This window comes from Novosphingobium colocasiae (assembly GCF_014652555.1).
GTDB lineage: Bacteria > Pseudomonadota > Alphaproteobacteria > Sphingomonadales > Sphingomonadaceae > Novosphingobium > Novosphingobium colocasiae.
On record NZ_BMZA01000013.1, the window covers coordinates 38,651 to 58,805 of the forward strand.

Genomic DNA, 20,155 nt, shown 5'->3' on the forward strand with positions numbered 1-20,155 from the left:
GAGCCTTCACCTGTCCGGCCCCAACCGATCAATCTCGTTGAAAACCCGCGCAACGCCGCCTAAACAGCCCGCTTCGCGGCGGATGCCGCACCCGTTCCGCAAGAAAGCGCTCGATCTTGGCCCTGACCCCGACAAATCCCCCATCCGGCGACAAGGCGGCCCAGCGGCAGGCCGCCCAGCAGGAAGTCTTCCTGCGCGAGGTGGACGATGCCCTGCGGCACGATCAGGTCGAAGGGTTCTACCGCACTTACGGCAAGGCCGTGATCGCCGCGGTGGTGGTCGGCCTGGCGGCTTTCGGCGGCTACCTGTTCTGGGATCACGAGCAGAAGAAAGCGCGCGATCTGAATGCCGAGCAACTGGTCCAGTCGATCGACGCGGCGCAATCATCGAAGTTTGCCGATGCCAAGGCCAAGCTCAATCCGCTGATTGCCGAGGGCACGGGCGGCAACGCCGAACTGGCGCGGCTGCTGCAGGCGGGCATCGCGCTCGAACTCAAGCGCCCGGACGAAGCGATCAAGCTTTACCGCACCGTCTCCGAAAATGCCGATGCGCCGCAGCCGCTGCGCGATCTGGCAACCGTGCGCCAAGTTGCCGCCAGCTTCGGCACGATGAAGCCGCAGGCGGTGATAGACCGGCTCAAGCCGCTGGCCGCGCCGGGCAATGCCTGGTTCGGGGTCGCCGGGGAACTGGTGGCGATGGCCTATCTCAAGCAGGGCAACCCGGATCAGGCCGGCCAGTTGCTGGCCGCCATCGCCAAGGACAAGTCCGTGTCCGATAGCCTGCGCAGCCGCGCCGGCCAGCTTGCCGGTGTGCTGGGTGCCGATTCGCTGGATGATGTGGTGGATGAACGGGGTCAGCCGCTGGACGAAACCGGCCCGGCAGGCGAGACCGGAGCCGACAAGAATGGGTGAGGGTAAGCGAATGAACGCAGGCAGTTCCAATCTGCGCCGCAAGGCGCTGCCGCTGATCGCGGTGGCCCTGCTTGCAGGTCTGTCCGGGTGCAAGATTTTCGGCGGCAAGGGCGGTCCCAAGACCCCCACCGTCGGCGAACGGGTGCCGATCCTGTCGCGCATCGAAAGCGGTGCCAAGGTCGATGGCGCGCTGGCCGGGGTGACGGTGGTGCTGCCGCCGGCGCAGGCCAACGCCGATTGGGCGCAAGCGGGCGGTTCCGCCAGCAAGAGCTACGGCCATCTCGCGCTGGGCGACGCGCCGCAGCGGGTGTGGACGGCATCGGTCTCCGGATCGTCGAACAAGCGCCGCCTTGCTGCAGCCCCGGTGATCGCCGGTGGCACGCTTTACGTCATGGATACCGAGGGGCAGGTCAGCGCGCTGAACGCCGAGACCGGCAGTGCCATCTGGAAGAAGAGCTTTTCGGTCAGCGGTGATGGTTCGTCGTCCGTGTTCGGCGGCGGGGTCAGCTTCGATGCGGGCAAGCTGTTCGTCACCACCGGCATCGGCGAAGTGGCGGCGCTCGATCCGGCCAACGGCAACGAATTGTGGAAGGTCAAGCCGGCAGGGCCCATGCGCGGCGCGCCGACGATCGGCTTCGGCGCGGTCTACGTGACCACGCAGGACAACCAGATCTTCGCGCTCGACGTCGAAACCGGCAAATCGCTGTGGAACGAATCGGGCTCCACCTCGCAGTCGGGCGTGTTCGGCGTTGCCGCTCCCGCCGCCGGGCAGGGCACCGTGATCGCCGGCTATTCCTCGGGCGAGCTGGTCGCGTACCGTTATGAAAACGGCCGCCAGTTGTGGTCCGATGCGCTGGCACGCACCTCGATCTCGACCGAGGTCGGCAGCCTGACCGATGTCGATGCCGATCCGATCATCGATAATGGCCGCGTCTATGCGCTGGGCCAGGGCGGTCGCATGGCCGCCTATGAACTGGTCACCGGCCAGCGCATCTGGGAACTCAACCTCGCAGGCATCTCCACCCCGGCGCTCGCCGGCGACTGGGTGTTCACGCTTGACGATCATGCCGAAATCCTCGCCATCCAGCGGGCGACCGGCAAAGTCCGCTGGCTGACCCAGTTGACCCGCTACAAGAGCGTCAAGAAGCGCAAGGGCGCGTTCTTCTGGGTCGGTCCGATCCTGGCTGGCAACAAGCTGTGGGTGGCCAACAACGAAGGCGATCTGGGCTGGGTCGATCCGACCACCGGCGTCTATACCCACTACCGCGATCTCGATAGCGGCGTGTCGCTGGCCCCGGTGGTGGCGAACAACACGCTTTATGTGCTGGACGACGACGGCAAGATCAGCGCCTTCCGGTAAGCGCCGCCACCCGGCCGCGGGCGATCGCATATGACGAGCTTACACGCAGCTTGGTCATGCTGAACTTGTTTCAGCATCCATTGCTCGGTTTGCCCCACCGTCGAATAGGGCTTGGTTCCGGCGTCCAGCACCATTCAGCGTCCGGGCCGGCGGCACGATAGACCCTGAAACAAGTTCAGGGTGACCAATACGGATAGGCGATTTCAGTTGAGATTGCCCTGCGCCCGGCCGGCGAATCCGGCCGGCCAAGGGTGCCTCACCGGCTCTTAACCAATTGCCGCTAGGACCGGGACATGACCAGCCCCAGTTCCCGTATCGGTTCAGGTCCCGCCGCCCGGCCGTCCAGCGATGTCTCCGTCGCGGTCGGCGTTTGCGGCATCGTCGCGTTGATCGCGTGGATTTTGGTTTGCCGGTCGTGGCCGGTAATCGCCGATGCGCTAGCGCTGCCGGGCCCTCGTGCGCCGCTAAGCGGGCCTTATGCCGCCGTTGCCGCGCTGCTGTTCACTACCAGCGCCATGGCCGCATGGTCGGTGCTGGTCGACAAGGTGCACTTGCGCCCCTCTACCGGGATCGACTGGAACAACCCCCGACCGCTCGCCGCCTCGCTCGATGTGTCGATCACCAAGCTCGCCGGGCTGTGGGCGACCTGGGCCGGGATCGGGTTCTTCTACTGCATCGGCCGCTGGTACTGGGACGGGCAGTATCTCTTCGCCATGGAAGTCATCGGGGCCTGCGCGGTGCCGGTGTTCCTGCTGTCGATTCCCTACGTCCTGTGGCTGGACCGTTACCTGATCGACCCGCGCGATAGCGCCTGGCACTTCGGCGCGATGCTGATCGGGCGCGAGGCGTGGGACGCGGACGAGGTGAAGAAGCACTGGCGCGCCTGGATGATCAAGGCGTTCTTCGGGGCCTTCATGATTTCGATCCTGCCGCCCGGCTTTTCGGCCGTGGTCGAAACCGATTTCAGCGCCATCGCCACTGATCCGATCGCCATCGGCACCGTGTTGACCGAGGCGCTGTTTGTGATCGACGTCCAGATCGGCACGGTCGGCTACTTGTGCACCTTCCGCCCGCTCGATGCCCATATCCGCAGCGGCAACCCGTTTTTGGCGGGCTGGGTGGCGGCGCTGATCTGCTATCCCCCGCTGTTGTGGGCAACGATGGGCCGCGAGGATGTGATCGGTTATTCGGTCAACGCCAACGGCTGGACGTACTGGCTGGCGGGGCACGATGCGCTGCTGTGGCTGTGGGTCGTGGTCATGACCGCGCTGACCGCGATCTATGCCTGGGCGACTTTCGCGTTCGGCATCCGGTTCTCCAACCTCACCTATCGCGGCGTGCTGACCAACGGGCCGTACCGCTTCACCCGCCATCCCGCCTATCTGTCGAAGAACCTCTACTGGTGGGTGTCGACGCTGCCGTTCCTCGTAACCAGCCACGCGCTGACCGACATGGTGCGTAACACCGTGCTGCTGGGGGTGGTCAACGCGATCTATTTCTGGCGGGCCAAGACCGAGGAAGCGCACCTTCTGGCCGAAGATCCCAAGTACCGCGAATACCACGCCTGGATGGGCGAACATGCGCTTATCACGCGCAGCTTTTCGCGCGTCTTCGCAGCGCTCAAGCCACGCGGCGCGCCGGTGGCTCACCCGGCCGAGTAACTCCTAAAGCGTCTGGACGGCTTCCGCTTCGTAGATCGTTGCATCGCGATCGTGGAGGCCGAGGCTGCCTGCCGAGGCCCGCCAGTCGGCGAAGTGCGGCTGGGTCATGTGCGCGTCGAACGCGGGGCGATCGGTCCACACCTCGCTGACGTGGAACACGCAGGGATCCTGCACGTCCTGGGAGAAGGCATAGCGCAGGCACCCTTCCTCGGCGCGGCTGCCAGCGATCACAGCCGCCATGGCGGCGCGCGCCAGTTCCAGGTTCTCGGCGGGAAAGCGAAACTGTCCGGCAACGACGATCATCAGAAGCTTTTCACCTCGTATATCCTGCTCAGATCTCCGCCCCATTCGCCGTGGTACAGATCGAGCAGCCTCTCCGCCGGTACTTTGCCACTGGCGACGATTTCCGCAAGCGGTTCCAGATAGCCGGTTTCATTGTCGCCGCTGCTGTTCAGGCGGTTGCGCGCGGCGAGCCCGGCGCGCGAGATTTCCAGCACTTCGCCGGCGATCCGGCGCAGCGTGCCGCCGCCGGGGAGCGGCGCGTCGAGGCCCAGCCTGGGGACGGAGCTGCGCAGCAGTTCGCGGCCTTCCATGTCCCAGTCCTTGACCAGATCCCACGCCGCATCCAGCGCGCCCTGATCGTAGAGCAGCCCCACCCAGAACGCCGGCAGCGCACAGATGCGACCCCACGGCCCACCATCGGCTCCGCGCATTTCGAGGAAGCTCTTGAGCCGCACTTCGGGAAAGGCGGTGGACAGGTGGTCCTGCCAGTCCGACAGACGCGGCCGTTCGCCGGGGAGCGCGGGCAGCCGCCCTTCGAGGAAATCGCGGAACGATTGTCCGGCCGCGTCGATATAGCGGCCGTCGCGGAACACGAAGTACATCGGCACGTCGAGCATGTAATCGACATAGCGCTCATACCCGAAGCCCTCTTCGAACACGAACGGGAGCATGCCGGTGCGATGCGGATCGGTGTCCGACCAGATATGGCTGCGATAGGAGAGGAAGCCGTTGGGCTTGCCTTCGGTGAACGGCGAATTGGCGAACAGCGCGGTGGCCAGCGGCTGTAGCGCCAGGCTGGTGCGGAATTTCTGCACCATGTCGGCCTCTGACGAATAGTCGAGGTTGACCTGGATGGTGCAGGTGCGCAGCATCATGTCGAGACCCATCGATCCCACGCGCGGCATGTGCCGCAGCATGATCTCGTACCTGCCCTTGGGCATGATCGGCAGTTCGGCACGGGTCTTGTCAGGCCACATGCCGAGGCCGAGATAGCCCTTGCCGATGCGGTCGCCGATGGTCTTGACCTGCGCCAGATGGCGGCCGGTTTCGGCACAGGTTTCGTGCAGCGTTTCCAGCGGCGCGCCGGACAGTTCAAGCTGGCCGGCCGGCTCCAGACTGACGTTGCCGTCCGAACCCTTGAGAGCGATGACGTTGCCGCCTTCGATGATCGGCTCCCAACCGAATTCGGTCAGCGCCATCAGCAGGTCGCGGATGCCGCCCGGCTCGGTATAGGACGGGGCGTGGCGATCGCCGGTATCGTACACCAACTTCTCGTGCTCGGTGCCGATGCGCCAGGCGCTGGCGGGCTTTTCGCCGGCGGCCATCGGCGCGGCGAGCTGGGACAGGTTTTCGATCAGCGGATCGTCCCGATCCGATACCTCGCGCGTGCTCATGGCGCGGGAAGTAGGGTGCGGCGCTGCGCTTCGCCAGCGATAATTTCTGCGGCAACAGTCAATTGCCCTTCGCGCAACAAAGGGCGCATCGGCACCGTAGTGTTTTCACCAGTCTCCGGCGCTGCCCATCCACAGTGCGGCCGCCGCGATCGTCGCGGTTTCGGCGCGCAGGATGCGCGGGCCCAGGGTGATGGCGCGGGCCCGGGGGTGGGCGCGAATGGCCGCGCGTTCGCCATCGTCGAACCCGCCCTCCGGCCCGACCAGCAGCGCGGCCGGGCCGGGGTTTGCGGCGAACTCGGCGGCAGCGGGCGCGCCGCCTTGTTCATCGGCGAAGAACAGGGTGCGCGCTTCCGGCCAGTGGGCGAGCAGCGTATCCAGCCTGGCCGGTGCGACCAGCGCGGGCAGGGCGGTGCGGGCGCACTGTTCGGCCGCTTCGGTCAGGATGGCGCGGGCGCGCTCGTCGTTGAGCTTGTCGGCCACGCAGCGCCGGGTCAGCACCGGCTGGACTCGCGCCACGCCCAGCTCGGTGGCCTTTTCCAGCACCAGATCGAAGGCCGGCTTCTTGACCAGCGCCGCGCAGAGCCACAGGTCGGGCACCGCTTCGCGTATCCGCAGCCGTTCGCGCACGTTCAGCAGGACATCGCGTTTGCCCGCCTCGACCACGGCGGCGGCCCATTCGCCGGTGATGTCATCGCACAGCACCACCGCATCGCCCGGCTTCGCGCGCATCACCTTGGCGAGATAGTGGGCCTGCCCGCCCTCCAGCGAAAGCTGCGCGCCTGCGGCCAGCGGCCCCGGCACGAACAGGCGCGGCGCGCTGCGGGGCGGCCAGGCGGGGGTAGCGGCCATCAGCGCGGTGCCCCGATCACTTCGCCATCGCTTGCAGCAGGGCTTCCCACTGCGCCACGCCGGGATCGATCGTCGCCAGCGGCAGGCGTTCATTCAGCCCGTGCGAGAAATCGTCATCCGGGTCCATGAAGGTGGCGGAGACGCCGTAGGACGGGATGCCCAGCGCGCGAAAGTGCATCGAATCGGTCGCGCCCGCGCTCATCGAAGGGACGATCGCCAGCCCCGGCACACGGGCCCGCACCGCCTTGGTAACGGCCGCGAGCACGCGCTTGTCGAGTGGCGATTCGCGCGATTCGAGCGTGCCGTTGTCGCGAAAGGCGATGGTGATCTGCGGATCGGCGATGATCTTGCGCAGTTGTGCCTCGATGTCCTGGCGGCTGGTGCCGGGGAAGATGCGGCAGTTGACGTTGGCCGTCACCCGCTGCGGCAGCGCGTTGGGGGCGTGTCCGCCGGTGATCTGGGTCGGCACGCAGGTGGTGCGGATCACGCCGACATAGGCCGGGCTGGCGGACAGCGTTTCCACTGCGGCTGCGTCGCCGGGATTGGCCGCGAACGCGCGCATCGCCCCGGCAAGGTCAGCGGGCGCGCGCGGCGCGGTGCCTTCGAGATAGGCCTTGGTCAGCGGGCTGACCTGCGGCGCGAAGCGGTTGGCCCACACTTTCGCCAGCGCGGTGCCCATCGCCGCGATCGAATTGGTCGCGCCCGGGCGGCTGGAATGACCGCCGGGATCGGTCAGCGTCAGGGTGTAATCGGCATAAGTCTTTTCGCCCGCCTGGATCGAATAGACATAAGCCTTGCCGTCCTTGTCCAGCTCGCCGCCGCCGGCATCGCCGTTCAGCACCAGCCCTGCGCCGGACAGTGCCTGGGCCATGGCCTTGGTCGTCGCCATGGCGGTTTCCTCGTCGCCGGAAAAGGCGAGCACGACATCGTGCGCCGGTACCCAGCCCTTGCGCCTGAGATCGATCGCGGCGGCGACGATCATCGCCAGATCGCCCTTCATGTCGTTCGTCCCGCGCCCGAAGATATAGCCGCCTTCGATGATCGGGGTGAACGGATCGCGCTCCCAGTCGGCCGGGTTTGCTTCCACCACGTCCATGTGGCCGATCACCACCAGCGGCTTGGCCTTGCGGTCACGACCCGGATAGCGCGCTGTCAGGTAGCCGGTTTCGCCCACCGGCACGAAGCGCACATCGTCGGCCGCAAAACCCCCGGTGATGAGTCGCGCGCGCAGCTTCTCGGCCAGCACCGGCACTTGCCCGCGCCCGATCACGGTGGGCACGGCCACCGCCTCTTTCAGGATGTCCAGCGCCTCGCGCCCGGCGGGCGTCGTCGGCTCATCGGCGGCATAGGCGGGGAGGGGGGAGAGCAACATCAGGGCCGGAATAAGACGAGTTTTTGCAAGCATGGGGGCGATCCGCTGAACGACTGCAAGGGGACGGGTGGCCGGGCCCTTGTCGCTTGTTCGGCGGTGGCGTGCAACCGGCCCATGACACGGCGGCGACGATCGATTAAGGGCGGCAGCGTGAACAAGCCCGCTGCGCCCTGTGATCCCGAGATAGTTCCCGATAGCGAGCATCGCAGCCTGATCGCGCGCCTGCCGGCGCGGTGGCGCGATTTCGCGTTGCTGGCGCGGTTCGATCGGCCCATCGGCTGGTGGCTGCTGTTCTGGCCGTGCGTCTGGGGGGTGATGCTGGCCGGGGGCGAACAGCAATGGCAACTGGTGCTGTGGCTGCTGGCCGGAGCGATCGCCATGCGCGGCGCGGGCTGCGTCTACAACGACATCGTCGATGCCGATCTCGACCGCAAGGTCGCGCGCACCGCCAGCCGTCCGGTGGCCAGCGGCCGGGTCCGGCGCAGCGCGGCCTGGGCCTGGCTGCTGGCGCTGTGCGGGGTGGGGCTGCTGGTCCTGCTGCAACTGCGCTGGCAGGCGCAGGCGGTGGCGCTGGCGAGCATCGCCCCGGTCGCCGCCTACCCGTTCATGAAGCGGATCACCTGGTGGCCGCAGGCGTGGCTGGGGCTGGTGTTCAGTTGGGGGGCGCTGGTCGGCTGGGTGGAAGTCGATACCTGCGGCGGCCACCTTGGCGCGCTCGCCGCGCTCTATCTGGGCTCTATCGCCTGGGTCATCGGTTATGACACCATCTATGCGTTGCAGGACCGCGAAGACGATGCGCTGGTCGGCATCCGCTCCTCTGCCCTCGCCATGGGCGCGCGGGTGACGGGGGGCGTGGCCGGGTTCTATGCGGTGGCGGTGCTGATGTGGGGCCTGGCGTTCTGGATGATCCGGGCGGACTGGCTGGCCTTCGTGGCGCTCGCGCCGATGGCGGTCCATCTGGCCGGACAGGTCGTGACCCTGCGGCAGGGCGATGGCGAAAACGTCCTGGCCCGCTTCCGCTCCAACCGCGACGCCGGCTTGCTGATGGCGCTCGCCTGCTGGGTGGTCGGCAACGGCGGCGGCGGGCTCTGCTCCTAACCGGCGCGCGCTTCCAGTGCGTGCATCTGGGCATCGGACAGGCCGAAGTGATGGCCGACCTCATGCACCACGACATGCGTGACAAGCTCTGCCAGGGTCACCCCGGTTTCGCACCATTCGGCGAGCAGCGGCTGGCGGTACAAGGTGATGCGCGGCGGCAATTCGCCGGCTGACCACACCGATTGTTCGTCCATCGATCGGCCGTGATAGAGGCCGGTCAGTTGCCAGGGATCGTCCAGCCCGACCGCTTCGACCGTTTCCTCATCCGGAAACTCCTCGATCGAAACGACTATGCCTTCAAGATGGTGCGCGAAGGGGGCCGGGATGCGCCGGAACGCCGCATGGGCAAGAATTTCGAAGTCGGCGGTGCCGGGGGCGATGCCGAATGATTGTCCCATGCCTGACCTTTCCGTCGAAACCCCGACCCGAACTCTACCGCAATATTATTGCCACCCGCGTCTGCGGACCAGTCCGGTAAACCCCTGAAACGACGGCAGCGTTCCTGCGCGGCCGGCGACTTTTGCTTCGGTCCATTCGACCTGGCCGCGCCAGGTGGCGAGCCCGCCCTTTCGTCGTCCCGGACTCCGACCCGGGACCCCGCTTTTTCCCGAAAGTCCCGCATAAGAAGCGGGACCCCGGGGCAAGCCCGGGGAGACGATGATGAATGGATAAATCCGTTTTGCCCTAGATGTCGAGATTGGCGACGTTGAGCGCGTTCTCCTGGATGAAGTCGCGGCGCGGTTCGACCACGTCGCCCATCAGCCGGGTGAAGATCTCGTCAGTGACGTCGGCGTCTTCCACCTTCACCTGAAGCAGGATGCGGTTGTCCGGATCGAGCGTGGTTTCCCAAAGCTGCTCCGGGTTCATCTCGCCCAGCCCCTTGTAGCGGCTGATCGACAGGCCCTTGCGCCCGTTGGCCAGCACCACGTCGAGCAACTGGCTGGGCCGGGTGATCGCATCGTCGCTGGCGGCGGCGCGCGGTGCGGGTGCGGCAGCCTGCGGCTCGGCTTCATCCTCGGTCGCGGTGGCGGCGACCGGTTCGGGTTCACTGGTTTCCACCGCCGCCCCGGCACGGACAAGGCGGGCGAGCCCGGAATAGGCATCGGCATGCTCGGCGGCGAGCTTCGCCAGCTTGCGCGCCTCGGCGCTGACGAGGAAGCTCGCCTCGATCTTGTGGTGATCGGTGACCCCGCGCCACAGCCGCTCGATTTCGACGATGCCTTCTTCGTTGAGCCGCGCGCTCCACTTGCCTTCGGGATCGCCCCGGCCCAGCCACTGCGCGGTGCGTTCCAGCGCTGCGGTGCGGGCGGCGACGGTCAGGTCCTGTTCCAGCGCACCGGCCAGCGCCAGCGCCTCGATCAGCACCGGATCGTAGCGGCGCGGCACGAAGGCCATCAGGTTGCGCAGGCGGACGGCATGTTCGACCAGGCTTTCCAGGTCCGGCCCGGACCGCGCGCCGCCGCTGGTTTCCAGCACCCGCCCGGCAAGCCCGGCTTCGACCAGATAGCGATCGAGCGCGGCGTTGTCCTTGAGATAGACTTCCGAGCGGCCCTTGCTGACCTTGTAGAGCGGCGGCTGGGCGATGAACAGGTGACCGGCGCGGATGATCTCGGGCATCTGGCGATGGAAGAACGTCAGCAGCAGGGTGCGGATATGCGCGCCGTCGACATCGGCGTCAGTCATGATGACGATCTTGTGGTAGCGCAGCTTGGCCAGGTTGAAATCGTCGCGAATGCCGGTGCCCATCGCCTGGATCAGCGTGCCGACTTCCTTGGAGCCGATGATCCGGTCAAACCGCGCGCGCTCCACGTTGAGGATCTTGCCCTTGAGCGGGAGGATCGCCTGGAAGTGGCTGTTGCGGCCCTGCTTGGCGGAGCCGCCGGCCGAATCACCCTCGACCAGGAAGACTTCGGACTTGGCGGGATCGCGCTCGGCACAGTCGTGCAGCTTGCCGGGCAGGCTGGCGATGTCCATCGCCCCCTTGCGCCGGGTCAGCTCGCGCGCGCGCCGCGCCGCTTCGCGGGCGGCGGCGGCATCGATCACCTTCTGGATGATCGCCTTGGCATGAGCCGGGTTCTCTTCCAGCCATTCGCTCATCTTGTCGCCCATCAGGCTTTCCAGCGGCTGGCGCACTTCGGACGAGACCAGCTTGTCCTTGGTCTGCGACGAGAACTTGGGATCGGGCAGCTTGACCGAAACGATCGCGGTCAGCCCTTCGCGCATGTCATCGCCCGACAGCGTGACTTTCTCTTTCTTGAGCATCCCCGAGCGTTCGGCGTAATTGTTCAGCGTGCGGGTCAGCGCCGCGCGGAACGCGGCAAGGTGGGTGCCACCGTCGCGCTGCGGGATGTTGTTGGTGAAGCACAGGACGTTTTCGTAATACGAATCGTTCCACTCCAGCGCCACTTCCATGCCGATCCCGTCCTTGGAGGCGGAAATGGCGATCGGCTGGGCCATCAGCGCGGCCTTGTTGCGATCGAGATACTGCACGAACGCGCCGATCCCGCCTTCGTAGTAGAGATCGTGTTCCTTGATTTCCTCGTGGCGGTTATCGCGCAGCTTGATGCGCACGCCCGAATTGAGGAACGCCAGTTCGCGGTAGCGGTGTTCCAGCTTCTCGAAATCGAACTCGGTCACGTTCTTGAACGTGTCGGTGCTGGCCAGGAAGGTGACGCGCGTGCCCTTCTTGCCGGCAGGGGCATCGCCCACCACCTTGAGCGGGCCGACGGCATCGCCGTGCGCGAACTTCATCCAGTGTTCCTTGCCGTCGCGCCAGACGGTCAGTTCCAGCCATTCCGACAGCGCGTTGACCACCGAAACGCCGACGCCGTGAAGGCCGCCCGAAACCTTGTAGGCGTTATCGTCGCTGGTGTTCTCGAACTTTCCGCCGGCGTGAAGCTGGGTCATGATGACTTCGGCGGCGGATACCCCTTCTTCGGAGTGGATATCGGTCGGGATACCGCGGCCGTTATCCTCGACGCTGACCGATCCGTCGGCGTTGAGTTCGATCAGCACCAGGTCGCAATGCCCGGCCAGCGCCTCGTCGATGGCGTTGTCCGATACCTCGAACACCATGTGGTGCAGGCCCGAACCGTCATCGGTATCGCCGATGTACATGCCGGGGCGTTTGCGCACCGCGTCGAGCCCCTTGAGGACCTTGATCGAATCCGCGCCATAGGCGTTGGTGTTGGGTGTTTCAGACATATCGAGCCCTATAGGGATGGTCGCCGCCAAGGGGAAGCGCGGGTGCGCCACCTACCCACAAATCCCGCGCGCGCCTTACGCGCGCGTGCGACGGGGACAGGCACCGCCGGCCTTGAGCGCCCACCAGATCAGCAGTGGCTGCAGGGCAAGGCGGGGAATGTGATAGGCCAGCGGCAAGCCGTGGCCGGGCGGCCTGGCAAGATCGATCAGCATGTGCTGGACGTTGGCCGGCCACACGCACAGCGCATAGAGGGCCAGCCCCCACCCCGCCGCGCGGCGCAAGGGCGCGGACCACGGCTGGAGCAGCCCGGCCGCGCCGGCCAGTTCAGCGAGGCCGGTCAGCAGGACCACCAGCGCCGGGGCAGGCACCCATGGCGGGACAATGGCGATAAACGGGGCCGGCAGCGCCAGATGGAGCGCGCCGGCGATCCCGTAGAACAGGCCTAGCGCGATGCGCGCGATGGTGGCGCGCATCGCAGCGTTCGTCAGTGCTTCACCTTGCGATAGGGCACGAACTTGTCGAGCCCGACGAAGCCGTTGTACATCATGGTCGAGCGATCGCGGGTCTCGACGATGTCGACCGAGCAGAGCTGCGAGGAATGCAGTTTCACCAGCATGACGTCGTCGTCACGCAACGATTTCGCGTTGCTCGGCCGGTTGACGTAATAAGTCGAGCCGACCTTGTAGACGATGGCGGTGCCGTCGATCACGGTGGTGTCGGTCGTCTGGTAGAGCGAGATGCACGACACCGGCTCACCGGCAACGCGGCCCTCCAGCATCTTGGCGAGGCGTTCCTCGCCGGTCAGCTTGGGAGCCGCCTGAACGGCGGGCACGGAGGCCAGCCCCAGCGCAAGCGTTGCCGCCATTGCGGCCGATCGGGCAATTTTCGAGAATGAGGGGGTCATGGCCAGGTTCCAGTCCGGTTCTATGGTTGCCTTGCGTCCTAGACGGAGTCGGCTGAACCGGACCTTAGCGGCGACGAATGTCGGAGTGAGGGAAGAGGGGGTCACGCGGAGGCGCGGAGGCGCAGAGGGGTTGCGATTGCGGCTTTGCCGCCTTCCAATTCAAGGGTGCGTATGGCTCCACGTTGAATAGCGAGAGAGCCTGCGGCGCCGAGCGACATCTCTGCGCCTCCGCGTCTCCGCGTGAAATCATCAAGCCGTGCCGCCCACCGTGATGCCGTCGATCAGCAGGGTCGGCTGGCCGACGCCGGCCGGAACGCTCTGGCCGCCCTTGCCGCAGACGCCGACGCCCCGGTCCAGTTCCAGATCGTTGCCGATGCCCGAAACGCGGGTGAGCACCGAAGGGCCGTCGCCGATCAGTGTCGCGCCCTTGATCGGGGCACCGATCCGGCCATTTTCCACCTTGTAGGCTTCGGTGCAGGAGAACACGAACTTGCCCGAAACGATATCGACCTGCCCGCCGCCGAAGCTCTTGGCATAGATGCCGTTCTTGACACGGCTCAGCAGTTCGGCGGGATCGTCGTTGCCGGCTTTCATGAAGGTGTTCGTCATGCGCGGCATCGGCGCGTGGGCATAGCTTTCGCGGCGGCCGTTGCCAGTGGCTTCCACGCCCATCAGCCGGGCATTGAGGCGGTCCTGCATGTAGCCCCTGAGGATGCCGTCCTCGATCAGCACGGTCTCTTGCGTCGGCGTGCCTTCATCGTCGATCGACAGCGAGCCGCGCCGCGACAAGATCGAGCCATCATCCACCACCGTCACGCCCGGCGCCCCCACGCGCTCGCCAATCCGGCCGGCGAAGGCGGAGGTACCCTTGCGGTTGAAATCGCCTTCAAGGCCGTGGCCGACGGCTTCGTGCAGGATCACACCGGGCCAGCCGGGGCCAAGCAGCACCGTCATCTCGCCCGCGGGGGCCTCCACGCTTTCAAGGTTGACCAGCGCCTGCGCCAGCGCGGTGTCGATCCCCTCGTTCCAGTTTTCCGGCTTGAACAGATCGTCGTAAAGCCAGCGTCCGCCCATGCCGAACGATCCGGTTTCGCGCCGGCCGTTGCTTTCCGCCACGATCGAGATGTTGAGCCGCACCAGCGGGCGCACGTCGGTCGCCACAAAGCCGTCCGGCCGCACGATTTCCACCACCGACCAGCTTGCCGCCAGGCTCGCGCTGACCTGCGAAACGCGCGGATCGCGGGCGCGGGCGGTGGCGTCGATCGTCTCCAGCAGCTTCACCTTTTCGGCGAACGGCACCAGATCGAGCGGCGAGGCATCGGTGTAGAGGTGGCGGTTGTTGTGGCGCGGCGCGGGCGGGCGGGCACCCGATGCCGGATCGAGCAGGCGCAGCGTCTCGCCGGCGCGGCGGATGGCCGATGCGCTGATCTCGTTAGCGTGGGCAAAGCCGGTCATTTCGCCGGACACGCCGCGCAGGCCAAAGCCCGCGTCGCGCGAATAGTCTGCCGTCTTCAGCCGCCCGTCATCGAAGCCGAAGGCCTCGCTGGCGATGAGCTGCATGTAAAGCTCGCCGTCTTCGCAGGCCGAGAGCGTTTCGGCGGCAAGCGCCTGCGCGTCTTCGGGGGTGAGCTGGCGATAGAGGAGCGAACGCGGATCGGTGCTGGTCATGCCGCCGGATATAGGCGCGCTTTTGCGGATGCGAAAGGCCGCGCCGGTGCTTTGGCTTATGCCGCCTGCTGGTCGGCCGGGCCGCCCTTGAGGACGAAGCGCTTGTCGCAGTAGCCGCATTCGACGAAGCCCTTTTCGTCGATCTCCAGCCACACGCGCGGATGGCCCAGCGCGGCGGGCTGGTAACCCCCGGCGGTGCGGATTTCGGCAGCGCCGTCGCAACTGACGCGGTGGGAATCGGTGAAGACGGTTTCGGGCGGGTTGATCATGGTCGCGCTCATAGCAGCACGCTCCGGCGATTTCCAGACGGCTGCTCGTCCCTGAGCGCCCCTTTACGTGCGGGCGTTCGTGCGCCACATGCGGGGCATGTCCAGCGCCTCCCCCCAGCCCCTAGCCGCCCAGCCCGAAGCCGCCATATCCATCCGCGATGTCGTCAAGCGTTATGCGCCGGCGGGGGAGGCCGAAGGCAAGCTGGCGCTGAAAGGCGTGTCGTTCGATGTGCCCGAGGGGCAGATTTTCGGCCTGCTCGGCCCGAACGGGGCGGGCAAGTCCACGCTCATCAACATCATGGCCGGGCTGGTGAGGAAGTCGTCCGGGTCGGTTTCGATCTGGGGCTTCGATATCGATCGCGACCAGCGCAACGCCAAGCGCTCGATCGGGATCGTCCCGCAGGAGATCGTCTTCGATCCGTTCTTCACCCCTTACGAAGTGTTGGAGAACCAGGCGGGGTTCTACGGCGTCGCCAAGGCGCTGCGGCGCAGCGAGGAACTGCTGCGCGCGGTTCACCTGTCGGACAAGCGCGATGCCTATGCGCGGACGCTGTCGGGCGGGATGAAGCGCCGCCTGCTGATCGCCAAGGCGCTGGTCCACCAGCCGCCCGTGCTGGTGCTGGACGAGCCGACCGCCGGGGTCGATGTCGAACTGCGCCGTCAGCTCTGGGATCTCGTCACCGAACTCAACCGCGAAGGCGTGACGATCGTCCTGACCACGCACTACCTCGAAGAGGCCGAGCAACTGTGCGACAGCATCGCCATCATCAACCACGGCGAACTGATCGCCAACAAGCCCACCCGCGAACTGGTGGGCATGGCGCGCGAAAAGATCCTGGCGCTGACGCTCGATCGCGACATCGCGGCGCTGCCCAGCCATCCCGGCATCCTCAAGAGCCAGGTCATGGGCGAGCGCGGGCTGGAGATCACTTACGACAAGGACGCCGCCAGCGCCGGCGAAATCCTCGCCGCCGTGCAGGGACAGGGATTCGGCATCATCGACGTCACCACCCGCGAGGCGGACCTCGAGGATGTGTTCGTATCGCTCACCTCGGGCGACCAGCGCCCGGGCGCATGACGGTACTACGCGCGGCGAATCAGGCTTCGACTTCGGTTTCCTTGCGCCACACGCGGTGCCGCTGGCGGTGAATCGGCTGACCGCAATCCTGACACTTGCTGACATAGGACAGCCCGTCCCAAGTTACTTTCGAGCGTATCGGTCGATGTCTGTTCAGTTTACAAAAAAACGGGCGCATCTCGGGTAGAACCTTGCGTAGAGAGGCCGATAACTTGATACGACACACAAGTTAACTGCCATTAAGGCTTCGTTCTGGAGGCGGTTGCAATTGCGGCTACCCGTGACGCGCCGCAATCCGCTACGTTAAATATACGTAATAGCGCAGGGTGGCAACGACCTTCATGCTGCAGTGCGCAAAATCTTGCGTGACGGCGCAAGTCCCGGCAAGGTCCGGTGATGGAATATGCTGAATCCGTTGAAGAACCTGTCGATGTCCTGATTGTCGGCTCCGGTGCCGCCGGGCTCACTGCGGCGCTGGCGCTGGCGGAAGAGCGACGGGTGCTGGTGCTGGCCAAGGGCGGATTGTCCGGCGGATCGACCGCCTGGGCCCAAGGGGGAATCGCCGCTGTCCTCGACCAAGGCGATACCTTCGACGAGCATATCCGCGATACCATGGTCGCCGGGGCGGGCCTCAACCGGCGCGAAACGGTGGAGTTCGTGGTGGAACGCGCGCCGCTGGCGATCCAGCGGCTGATCGATCTGGGCGTACCGTTCAACACCGAAGGCAATGCGCTGCACCTGACGCGCGAAGGCGGGCATTCGCATCGCCGGATCGTCCATGTCGATGATGCGACCGGGTCGGCAGTGCAGGAGGCGCTGCTGCGCGCCGCGCTGGCCAATCCCAACATCACCCTGCTGCCCCACCGCTCGTGCATCGATCTCATCACCGGGCGGCACGAACTGCGCTACTCTGGGTCCGGACGGGTTTGGGGCGTCTATGCCCTGAACGAGGAGACCGGCCGGGTCGAAGCCTATACCGCGCGCGCCACCATACTTGCCACTGGCGGGGCCGGGCGGGTCTATCAGTTCAGCACCGCCCCGCGCGGTGCCACCGGCGATGGCATCGCCATGGCCTGGCGGGCCGGCGCGCGCGTCTCCAACATGGAGATGATGCAGTTCCATCCGACCTGCCTTTACAATCTGGAGGTCAAGAACTTCCTCATCACCGAAGCCGTGCGCGGCGAGGGCGGGCGGCTGCGCCATCCGCTGACCGGGCACCGCTTCATGCCCGATTACGACGAGCGTGCCGAGCTGGCCCCGCGCGATGTCGTCGCCCGCGCGATCGACGATCAGATCAAGCGCTATGGCCTTGATTACGTCCACCTCGACATCAGCCATCAGCCGGCCGATTTCGTGAAGTGTCACTTCCCGACCATTTACGAAAAGCTGCTGGGTCTTGGCATCGATATGACCAAGGAGCCGATCCCGGTGGTGCCGGCGCAGCACTATACCTGCGGCGGGGTGCTGATCGATCTGGAGGGGCGCACCGATCTCCCCGGCCTCTATGCCGCCGGGGAATGCACCGAGAGCGGGCTGCACGGGGCAAATCGGCTGGCATCCAACTCGCTGCTCGAATGCTTCGTGTTCGGCGATGCGGCGGCGGCGCACATCCTCGATCACTGGGACGCCTTCGATGCCCCCCCGCCGATCCGCGCCTGGGACGAAAGCCGCGTAACCGATTCTGACGAGGAAGTGGTCATCAAGCAGGTCTGGACCGAGATCCGTCGCTTCATGTGGAACTACGTCGGCATCGTGCGCACCACCAAGCGGCTCGAACGGGCGATGCACCGCATCGAATTGCTGAACACCGAAACACAGGAATACTACAGCCACTTCCGCGTCTCGACCGACCTGATCGAACTGCGCAACCTGCTGCAGACCGCCGGTCTGATCGTCCGTTCCGCGCTCAAGCGGCGTGAGAGCCGGGGGCTGCATTACACGATGGACTATCCGGGCATCCTGTCGGACGCGGTGGATACGGTGCTGGTGCCTTAAGTGGGGCGGCTCGTCCGGCACCGACCCGCCATCGCGCGATACCCTTGCCTGCCGTCAATAGGCGTATAGCTACTTCGGCGATGCTTCTTTGACGGGTTTCAAACGACAACATTCCTGGATAGTTTTCTCGGCGTAATCGGCTTTTACCTGGGCGATTCCGGACCCCATATTGAACGTCAGGTAGCCTGCGCCACCACCGCTCACCCGGCTGGTCCCGGTGACTTCGAAAAACTGCCTCTCTTCTGCAACCACGGTGAAATCCATCTCGGCATTCCTTTGTCCAGACAGGAGCGGCCAACTGAGCGCAACTTTGTGCGCACCCAGGGCCACCTTCGTTGCGACAAAGTGGCGGTTCGGGACTGCCGCAATTTTCACCCCATCAATCTTAACAGTCGGCATCCATGCTGTTGGCTCTGCATATTTCCGATAGACGATGAGATTAGCGTCGGCCGGGATAGCGCTCGCAGCAGCGATTTCAGGATTTGAAGCGTCACCCTCTGACGCTCGCGCCATGATTGGTGCGAACTGCAGCAACGCCAGACAACATGCTTGCCAGAAGAATCGCACCTTCCCACCCCGTAGAGCTTCTAACGAAATCCTATATCAATGACTTGCAGCGCTAACCATAGGTCATGGCAGGCGATAGCCTGCACCAGCAAGTTAGACCGCCGCCGGAATCTCCAGCCTCGCGGTCAGCCCCACCACCTGCCCATCACCGTCGCGGCGGTTCTTCAGGATCAGCGCGCCGCCGTGCTGGTCGGCGATGGCGCGGGCAAGGCACAGGCCCAGGCCTGCGCCGCCGGTTGCGGAATTGCGCGAAGGGTCACCGCGGATGAACGGGTCCATCATCGCGCCGATCTGGTCGTCGGGGATGCCGGGGCCATCGTCCTCGATCTCGACCACCGCCAGCGCACCCTCGCGCCGCAGGGTGACCTGCGCCCGCTGGCCGTAGCGCAGCGCGTTGCCGATCAGGTTGCGCAGCGCCCGGCGCAGCCAGGTCGGGCGCAGTTCGGCGACGATGCGCCGGGTATCGCCCAGGTCCACCGGCTCGCCCATATCCTCGTATTCCTCGACCACCGAGGCGACGAGGGCGGAGACTTCGGTGCGTTCGCGCGGATCGCTGGGCCGGCCGACGCGGGCGAGCGAGAGGATATCGTCCAGCGTGCGCACGATATCCTCGATCGTGCCCGCCATCCGCCGCCGCTCGCCCTCGTCCTCGACCGATTCGATGCGGACGCGCAGGGCTGTCAGCGGGGTCTTCAGGTCATGGCCGATGGCCCCCAGCATCACGTCCTTCTCGTCCAGCATCGAGGCGATGCGCTGTTCCATCGCGTTATGGGCGACGATCAGGTGGCGCATGTCCTCGGGCCCCGACGGGGGGAGCTGGCCGATGACGTCTGGGCTGGCGGCAAACCGTTCGACGCGGCGGGTCAGCGCCGCCAGCGGGCGGGTGATGCGGCGCAGGATCAGCGCCACCGCGCCGAAAAGCACGATGTAGATCATCAGCGTCTGGAGGATCAGCGGGCCCAGCAGGATCCGCTCGGCGCGTGGCGAACGGACCCGCGCGATCAGCCAGTCGCTCTGCCCTTGCGGCTTGACCGCGACGACCAGCAAGTGCTGCGCCATCATGTCGTGGATCATGTCCGGCGGCATGTCGCGTACCCGCGCATGGAACGCCACGCCTGACCGGGCGACGGGATCGGCACCGATCGTGCGGTGGACCACCTCGATCCGTTCGATGGCAAAACTCTGTTCCGCCAGGATCGCGCGCAACTCTTCCTCGGCGTCCCGATCGCGCCGCTCGGCTGCGGCGACGGGCAGCGCGGCGTTGCTTTCAAGCCGGAACCGGCGCGGGGGCGGCCCCCCCAGTGGCGGACCGAACGGTCGGCCGCGCATGAGGGTGGGCCGGCTGCCGCCCGGTCGTTCGGTCAGGAGGCTCATCGCCGCAGCGTTGAGCATGCCGTGCTCGTAGCTTTCGCGCTGGGCGCGATAGACCAGCGCCGCGCCCAGGCCCTGCACCAGCAGCAGCGCCACGGCCACCGCCCACATCATCTGCCCCATCAGGCTGCGCGGGCGCAGGAACGACAGCGGCCTGGGCAGCGAGGCTCC

The 20,155-nt window shown here is 66.1% G+C and carries 18 protein-coding genes; 6 read left to right on the plus strand and 12 right to left on the minus strand.

From position 1 onward, the window contains the following. Positions 1–116: 116 nt before the first annotated feature. From IE122_RS14595 to IE122_RS14605, 3 genes are all read left to right on the plus strand, one after another. Positions 117–911 (plus strand): tetratricopeptide repeat protein, encoded by a 795-nt coding sequence (locus IE122_RS14595; RefSeq protein WP_189621985.1) that lies wholly within the window; start codon positions 117–119, stop codon positions 909–911. A 10-nt stretch (positions 912–921) separates the two neighbouring features. Further along, on the plus strand, positions 922–2,271 hold the full coding sequence (locus IE122_RS14600; RefSeq protein WP_189621986.1) for an outer membrane protein assembly factor BamB family protein: 1,350 nt from the start codon (positions 922–924) through the stop codon (positions 2,269–2,271). 293 nt (positions 2,272–2,564) lie between these two features. Continuing rightward, a complete protein-coding gene (locus IE122_RS14605) occupies positions 2,565–3,932 on the plus strand; it encodes a methyltransferase family protein (protein ID WP_189621987.1) in 1,368 nt (455 codons plus the stop codon). Positions 3,933–3,935: 3 nt separating this feature from the next. Here IE122_RS14605 and IE122_RS14610 read toward each other — a convergent pair whose 3' ends face one another. The 4 genes from IE122_RS14610 to IE122_RS14625 all read right to left on the minus strand — a co-directional run bounded on the left by IE122_RS14610 (position 3,936) and on the right by IE122_RS14625 (position 7,829). After that, positions 3,936–4,235, minus strand: a complete 300-nt coding sequence (locus IE122_RS14610; RefSeq protein WP_189621988.1) for a putative quinol monooxygenase — start codon at positions 4,233–4,235, stop codon at positions 3,936–3,938. Then, positions 4,235–5,608 carry a glutamate--cysteine ligase gene (locus IE122_RS14615; RefSeq protein WP_189621989.1) on the minus strand — a complete coding sequence of 458 codons (1,374 nt, stop codon included), beginning with the start codon at positions 5,606–5,608 and terminating at the stop codon, positions 4,235–4,237. The genes IE122_RS14610 and IE122_RS14615 overlap by 1 nt, the downstream gene beginning before the upstream one ends. Before the next feature lie 105 nt (positions 5,609–5,713). After that, positions 5,714–6,457 carry a 16S rRNA (uracil(1498)-N(3))-methyltransferase gene (locus IE122_RS14620; RefSeq protein ID WP_189621990.1) on the minus strand — a complete coding sequence of 248 codons (744 nt, stop codon included), beginning with the start codon at positions 6,455–6,457 and terminating at the stop codon, positions 5,714–5,716. A gap of 16 nt (positions 6,458–6,473) precedes the next feature. Continuing rightward, positions 6,474–7,829, minus strand: coding sequence for a M20/M25/M40 family metallo-hydrolase (locus IE122_RS14625; RefSeq protein ID WP_229814215.1), 1,356 nt, complete (start codon positions 7,827–7,829; stop codon positions 6,474–6,476). Between the two features lie 150 nt (positions 7,830–7,979). Here IE122_RS14625 and ubiA point away from each other — a divergent pair, with 150 nt between their 5' ends. Beyond that, a complete protein-coding gene (gene ubiA, locus IE122_RS14630; RefSeq protein ID WP_229814217.1) occupies positions 7,980–8,927 on the plus strand; it encodes a 4-hydroxybenzoate octaprenyltransferase in 948 nt (315 codons plus the stop codon). Here the strand turns inward: ubiA and IE122_RS14635 are convergent. The 6 genes from IE122_RS14635 to IE122_RS14660 form a co-directional block, all read right to left on the minus strand. After that, positions 8,924–9,325: a metallopeptidase family protein gene (locus IE122_RS14635; RefSeq protein ID WP_189621993.1), complete on the minus strand. Its 402-nt coding sequence runs from the start codon at positions 9,323–9,325 to the stop codon at positions 8,924–8,926. The two genes, ubiA and IE122_RS14635, sit on opposite strands and share 4 nt — an antisense overlap. A 286-nt stretch (positions 9,326–9,611) precedes the next feature. Then, entirely contained in the window at positions 9,612–12,131 is a 2,520-nt protein-coding gene (gene gyrB, locus IE122_RS14640) for a DNA topoisomerase (ATP-hydrolyzing) subunit B (protein WP_189621994.1), read from the minus strand. A gap of 75 nt (positions 12,132–12,206) precedes the next feature. After that, on the minus strand, positions 12,207–12,605 hold the full coding sequence (locus IE122_RS14645; RefSeq protein WP_189621995.1) for a DoxX family protein: 399 nt from the start codon (positions 12,603–12,605) through the stop codon (positions 12,207–12,209). A gap of 11 nt (positions 12,606–12,616) precedes the next feature. Beyond that, on the minus strand, positions 12,617–12,997 hold the full coding sequence (locus IE122_RS14650) for a hypothetical protein (protein WP_229814219.1): 381 nt from the start codon (positions 12,995–12,997) through the stop codon (positions 12,617–12,619). 288 nt (positions 12,998–13,285) lie between these two features. Then, complete coding sequence (gene tldD, locus IE122_RS14655; RefSeq protein ID WP_189621997.1) at positions 13,286–14,704, minus strand: metalloprotease TldD; 1,419 nt, start codon at positions 14,702–14,704, stop codon at positions 13,286–13,288. A gap of 56 nt (positions 14,705–14,760) precedes the next feature. Continuing rightward, a complete protein-coding gene (locus tag IE122_RS14660; protein WP_189622035.1) occupies positions 14,761–14,973 on the minus strand; it encodes a zinc-finger domain-containing protein in 213 nt (70 codons plus the stop codon). Positions 14,974–15,070: 97 nt separating this feature from the next. Between IE122_RS14660 and IE122_RS14665 the strand changes: the two genes are divergently transcribed. Together IE122_RS14665 and nadB are read left to right on the plus strand one after the other, a co-directional pair. After that, positions 15,071–16,051 (plus strand): ABC transporter ATP-binding protein, encoded by a 981-nt coding sequence (locus IE122_RS14665; protein WP_189621998.1) that lies wholly within the window; start codon positions 15,071–15,073, stop codon positions 16,049–16,051. 396 nt (positions 16,052–16,447) lie between these two features. Further along, a complete protein-coding gene (nadB, locus tag IE122_RS14670; RefSeq protein WP_189621999.1) occupies positions 16,448–18,046 on the plus strand; it encodes an L-aspartate oxidase in 1,599 nt (532 codons plus the stop codon). A gap of 69 nt (positions 18,047–18,115) precedes the next feature. On the opposite strand, the gene IE122_RS14675 is transcribed toward nadB, so the two are convergent. Then, on the minus strand, positions 18,116–18,580 hold the full coding sequence (locus IE122_RS14675) for a hypothetical protein (RefSeq protein ID WP_189622000.1): 465 nt from the start codon (positions 18,578–18,580) through the stop codon (positions 18,116–18,118). A gap of 126 nt (positions 18,581–18,706) precedes the next feature. After that, a complete protein-coding gene (locus tag IE122_RS14680) occupies positions 18,707–20,098 on the minus strand; it encodes an ATP-binding protein (protein WP_189622036.1) in 1,392 nt (463 codons plus the stop codon). Positions 20,099–20,155 lie beyond the last annotated feature (57 nt).

What these genes read in the sequence shown, in the direction of transcription:
- IE122_RS14645 (WP_189621995.1), bottom strand. Translation starts at nt 12,605, where the DNA reads ATGCGCGCCACCATCGCGCGCATCGCGCTAGGCCTGTTCTACGGGATC.
- IE122_RS14605 (WP_189621987.1), top strand. Translation starts at nt 2,565, where the DNA reads ATGACCAGCCCCAGTTCCCGTATCGGTTCAGGTCCCGCCGCCCGGCCG.
- nadB (WP_189621999.1), top strand. Translation starts at nt 16,448, where the DNA reads ATGGAATATGCTGAATCCGTTGAAGAACCTGTCGATGTCCTGATTGTC.
- IE122_RS14660 (WP_189622035.1), bottom strand. Translation starts at nt 14,973, where the DNA reads ATGATCAACCCGCCCGAAACCGTCTTCACCGATTCCCACCGCGTCAGT.
- IE122_RS14650 (WP_229814219.1), bottom strand. Translation starts at nt 12,997, where the DNA reads ATGGCGGCAACGCTTGCGCTGGGGCTGGCCTCCGTGCCCGCCGTTCAG.
- IE122_RS14615 (WP_189621989.1), bottom strand. Translation starts at nt 5,608, where the DNA reads ATGAGCACGCGCGAGGTATCGGATCGGGACGATCCGCTGATCGAAAAC.
- IE122_RS14635 (WP_189621993.1), bottom strand. Translation starts at nt 9,325, where the DNA reads ATGGGACAATCATTCGGCATCGCCCCCGGCACCGCCGACTTCGAAATT.
- IE122_RS14665 (WP_189621998.1), top strand. Translation starts at nt 15,071, where the DNA reads ATGTCCAGCGCCTCCCCCCAGCCCCTAGCCGCCCAGCCCGAAGCCGCC.
- IE122_RS14620 (WP_189621990.1), bottom strand. Translation starts at nt 6,457, where the DNA reads ATGGCCGCTACCCCCGCCTGGCCGCCCCGCAGCGCGCCGCGCCTGTTC.
- tldD (WP_189621997.1), bottom strand. Translation starts at nt 14,704, where the DNA reads ATGACCAGCACCGATCCGCGTTCGCTCCTCTATCGCCAGCTCACCCCC.
- IE122_RS14600 (WP_189621986.1), top strand. Translation starts at nt 922, where the DNA reads ATGAACGCAGGCAGTTCCAATCTGCGCCGCAAGGCGCTGCCGCTGATC.
- gyrB (WP_189621994.1), bottom strand. Translation starts at nt 12,131, where the DNA reads ATGTCTGAAACACCCAACACCAACGCCTATGGCGCGGATTCGATCAAG.
- IE122_RS14625 (WP_229814215.1), bottom strand. Translation starts at nt 7,829, where the DNA reads ATGTTGCTCTCCCCCCTCCCCGCCTATGCCGCCGATGAGCCGACGACG.
- IE122_RS14610 (WP_189621988.1), bottom strand. Translation starts at nt 4,235, where the DNA reads ATGATCGTCGTTGCCGGACAGTTTCGCTTTCCCGCCGAGAACCTGGAA.
- IE122_RS14680 (WP_189622036.1), bottom strand. Translation starts at nt 20,098, where the DNA reads ATGATGTGGGCGGTGGCCGTGGCGCTGCTGCTGGTGCAGGGCCTGGGC.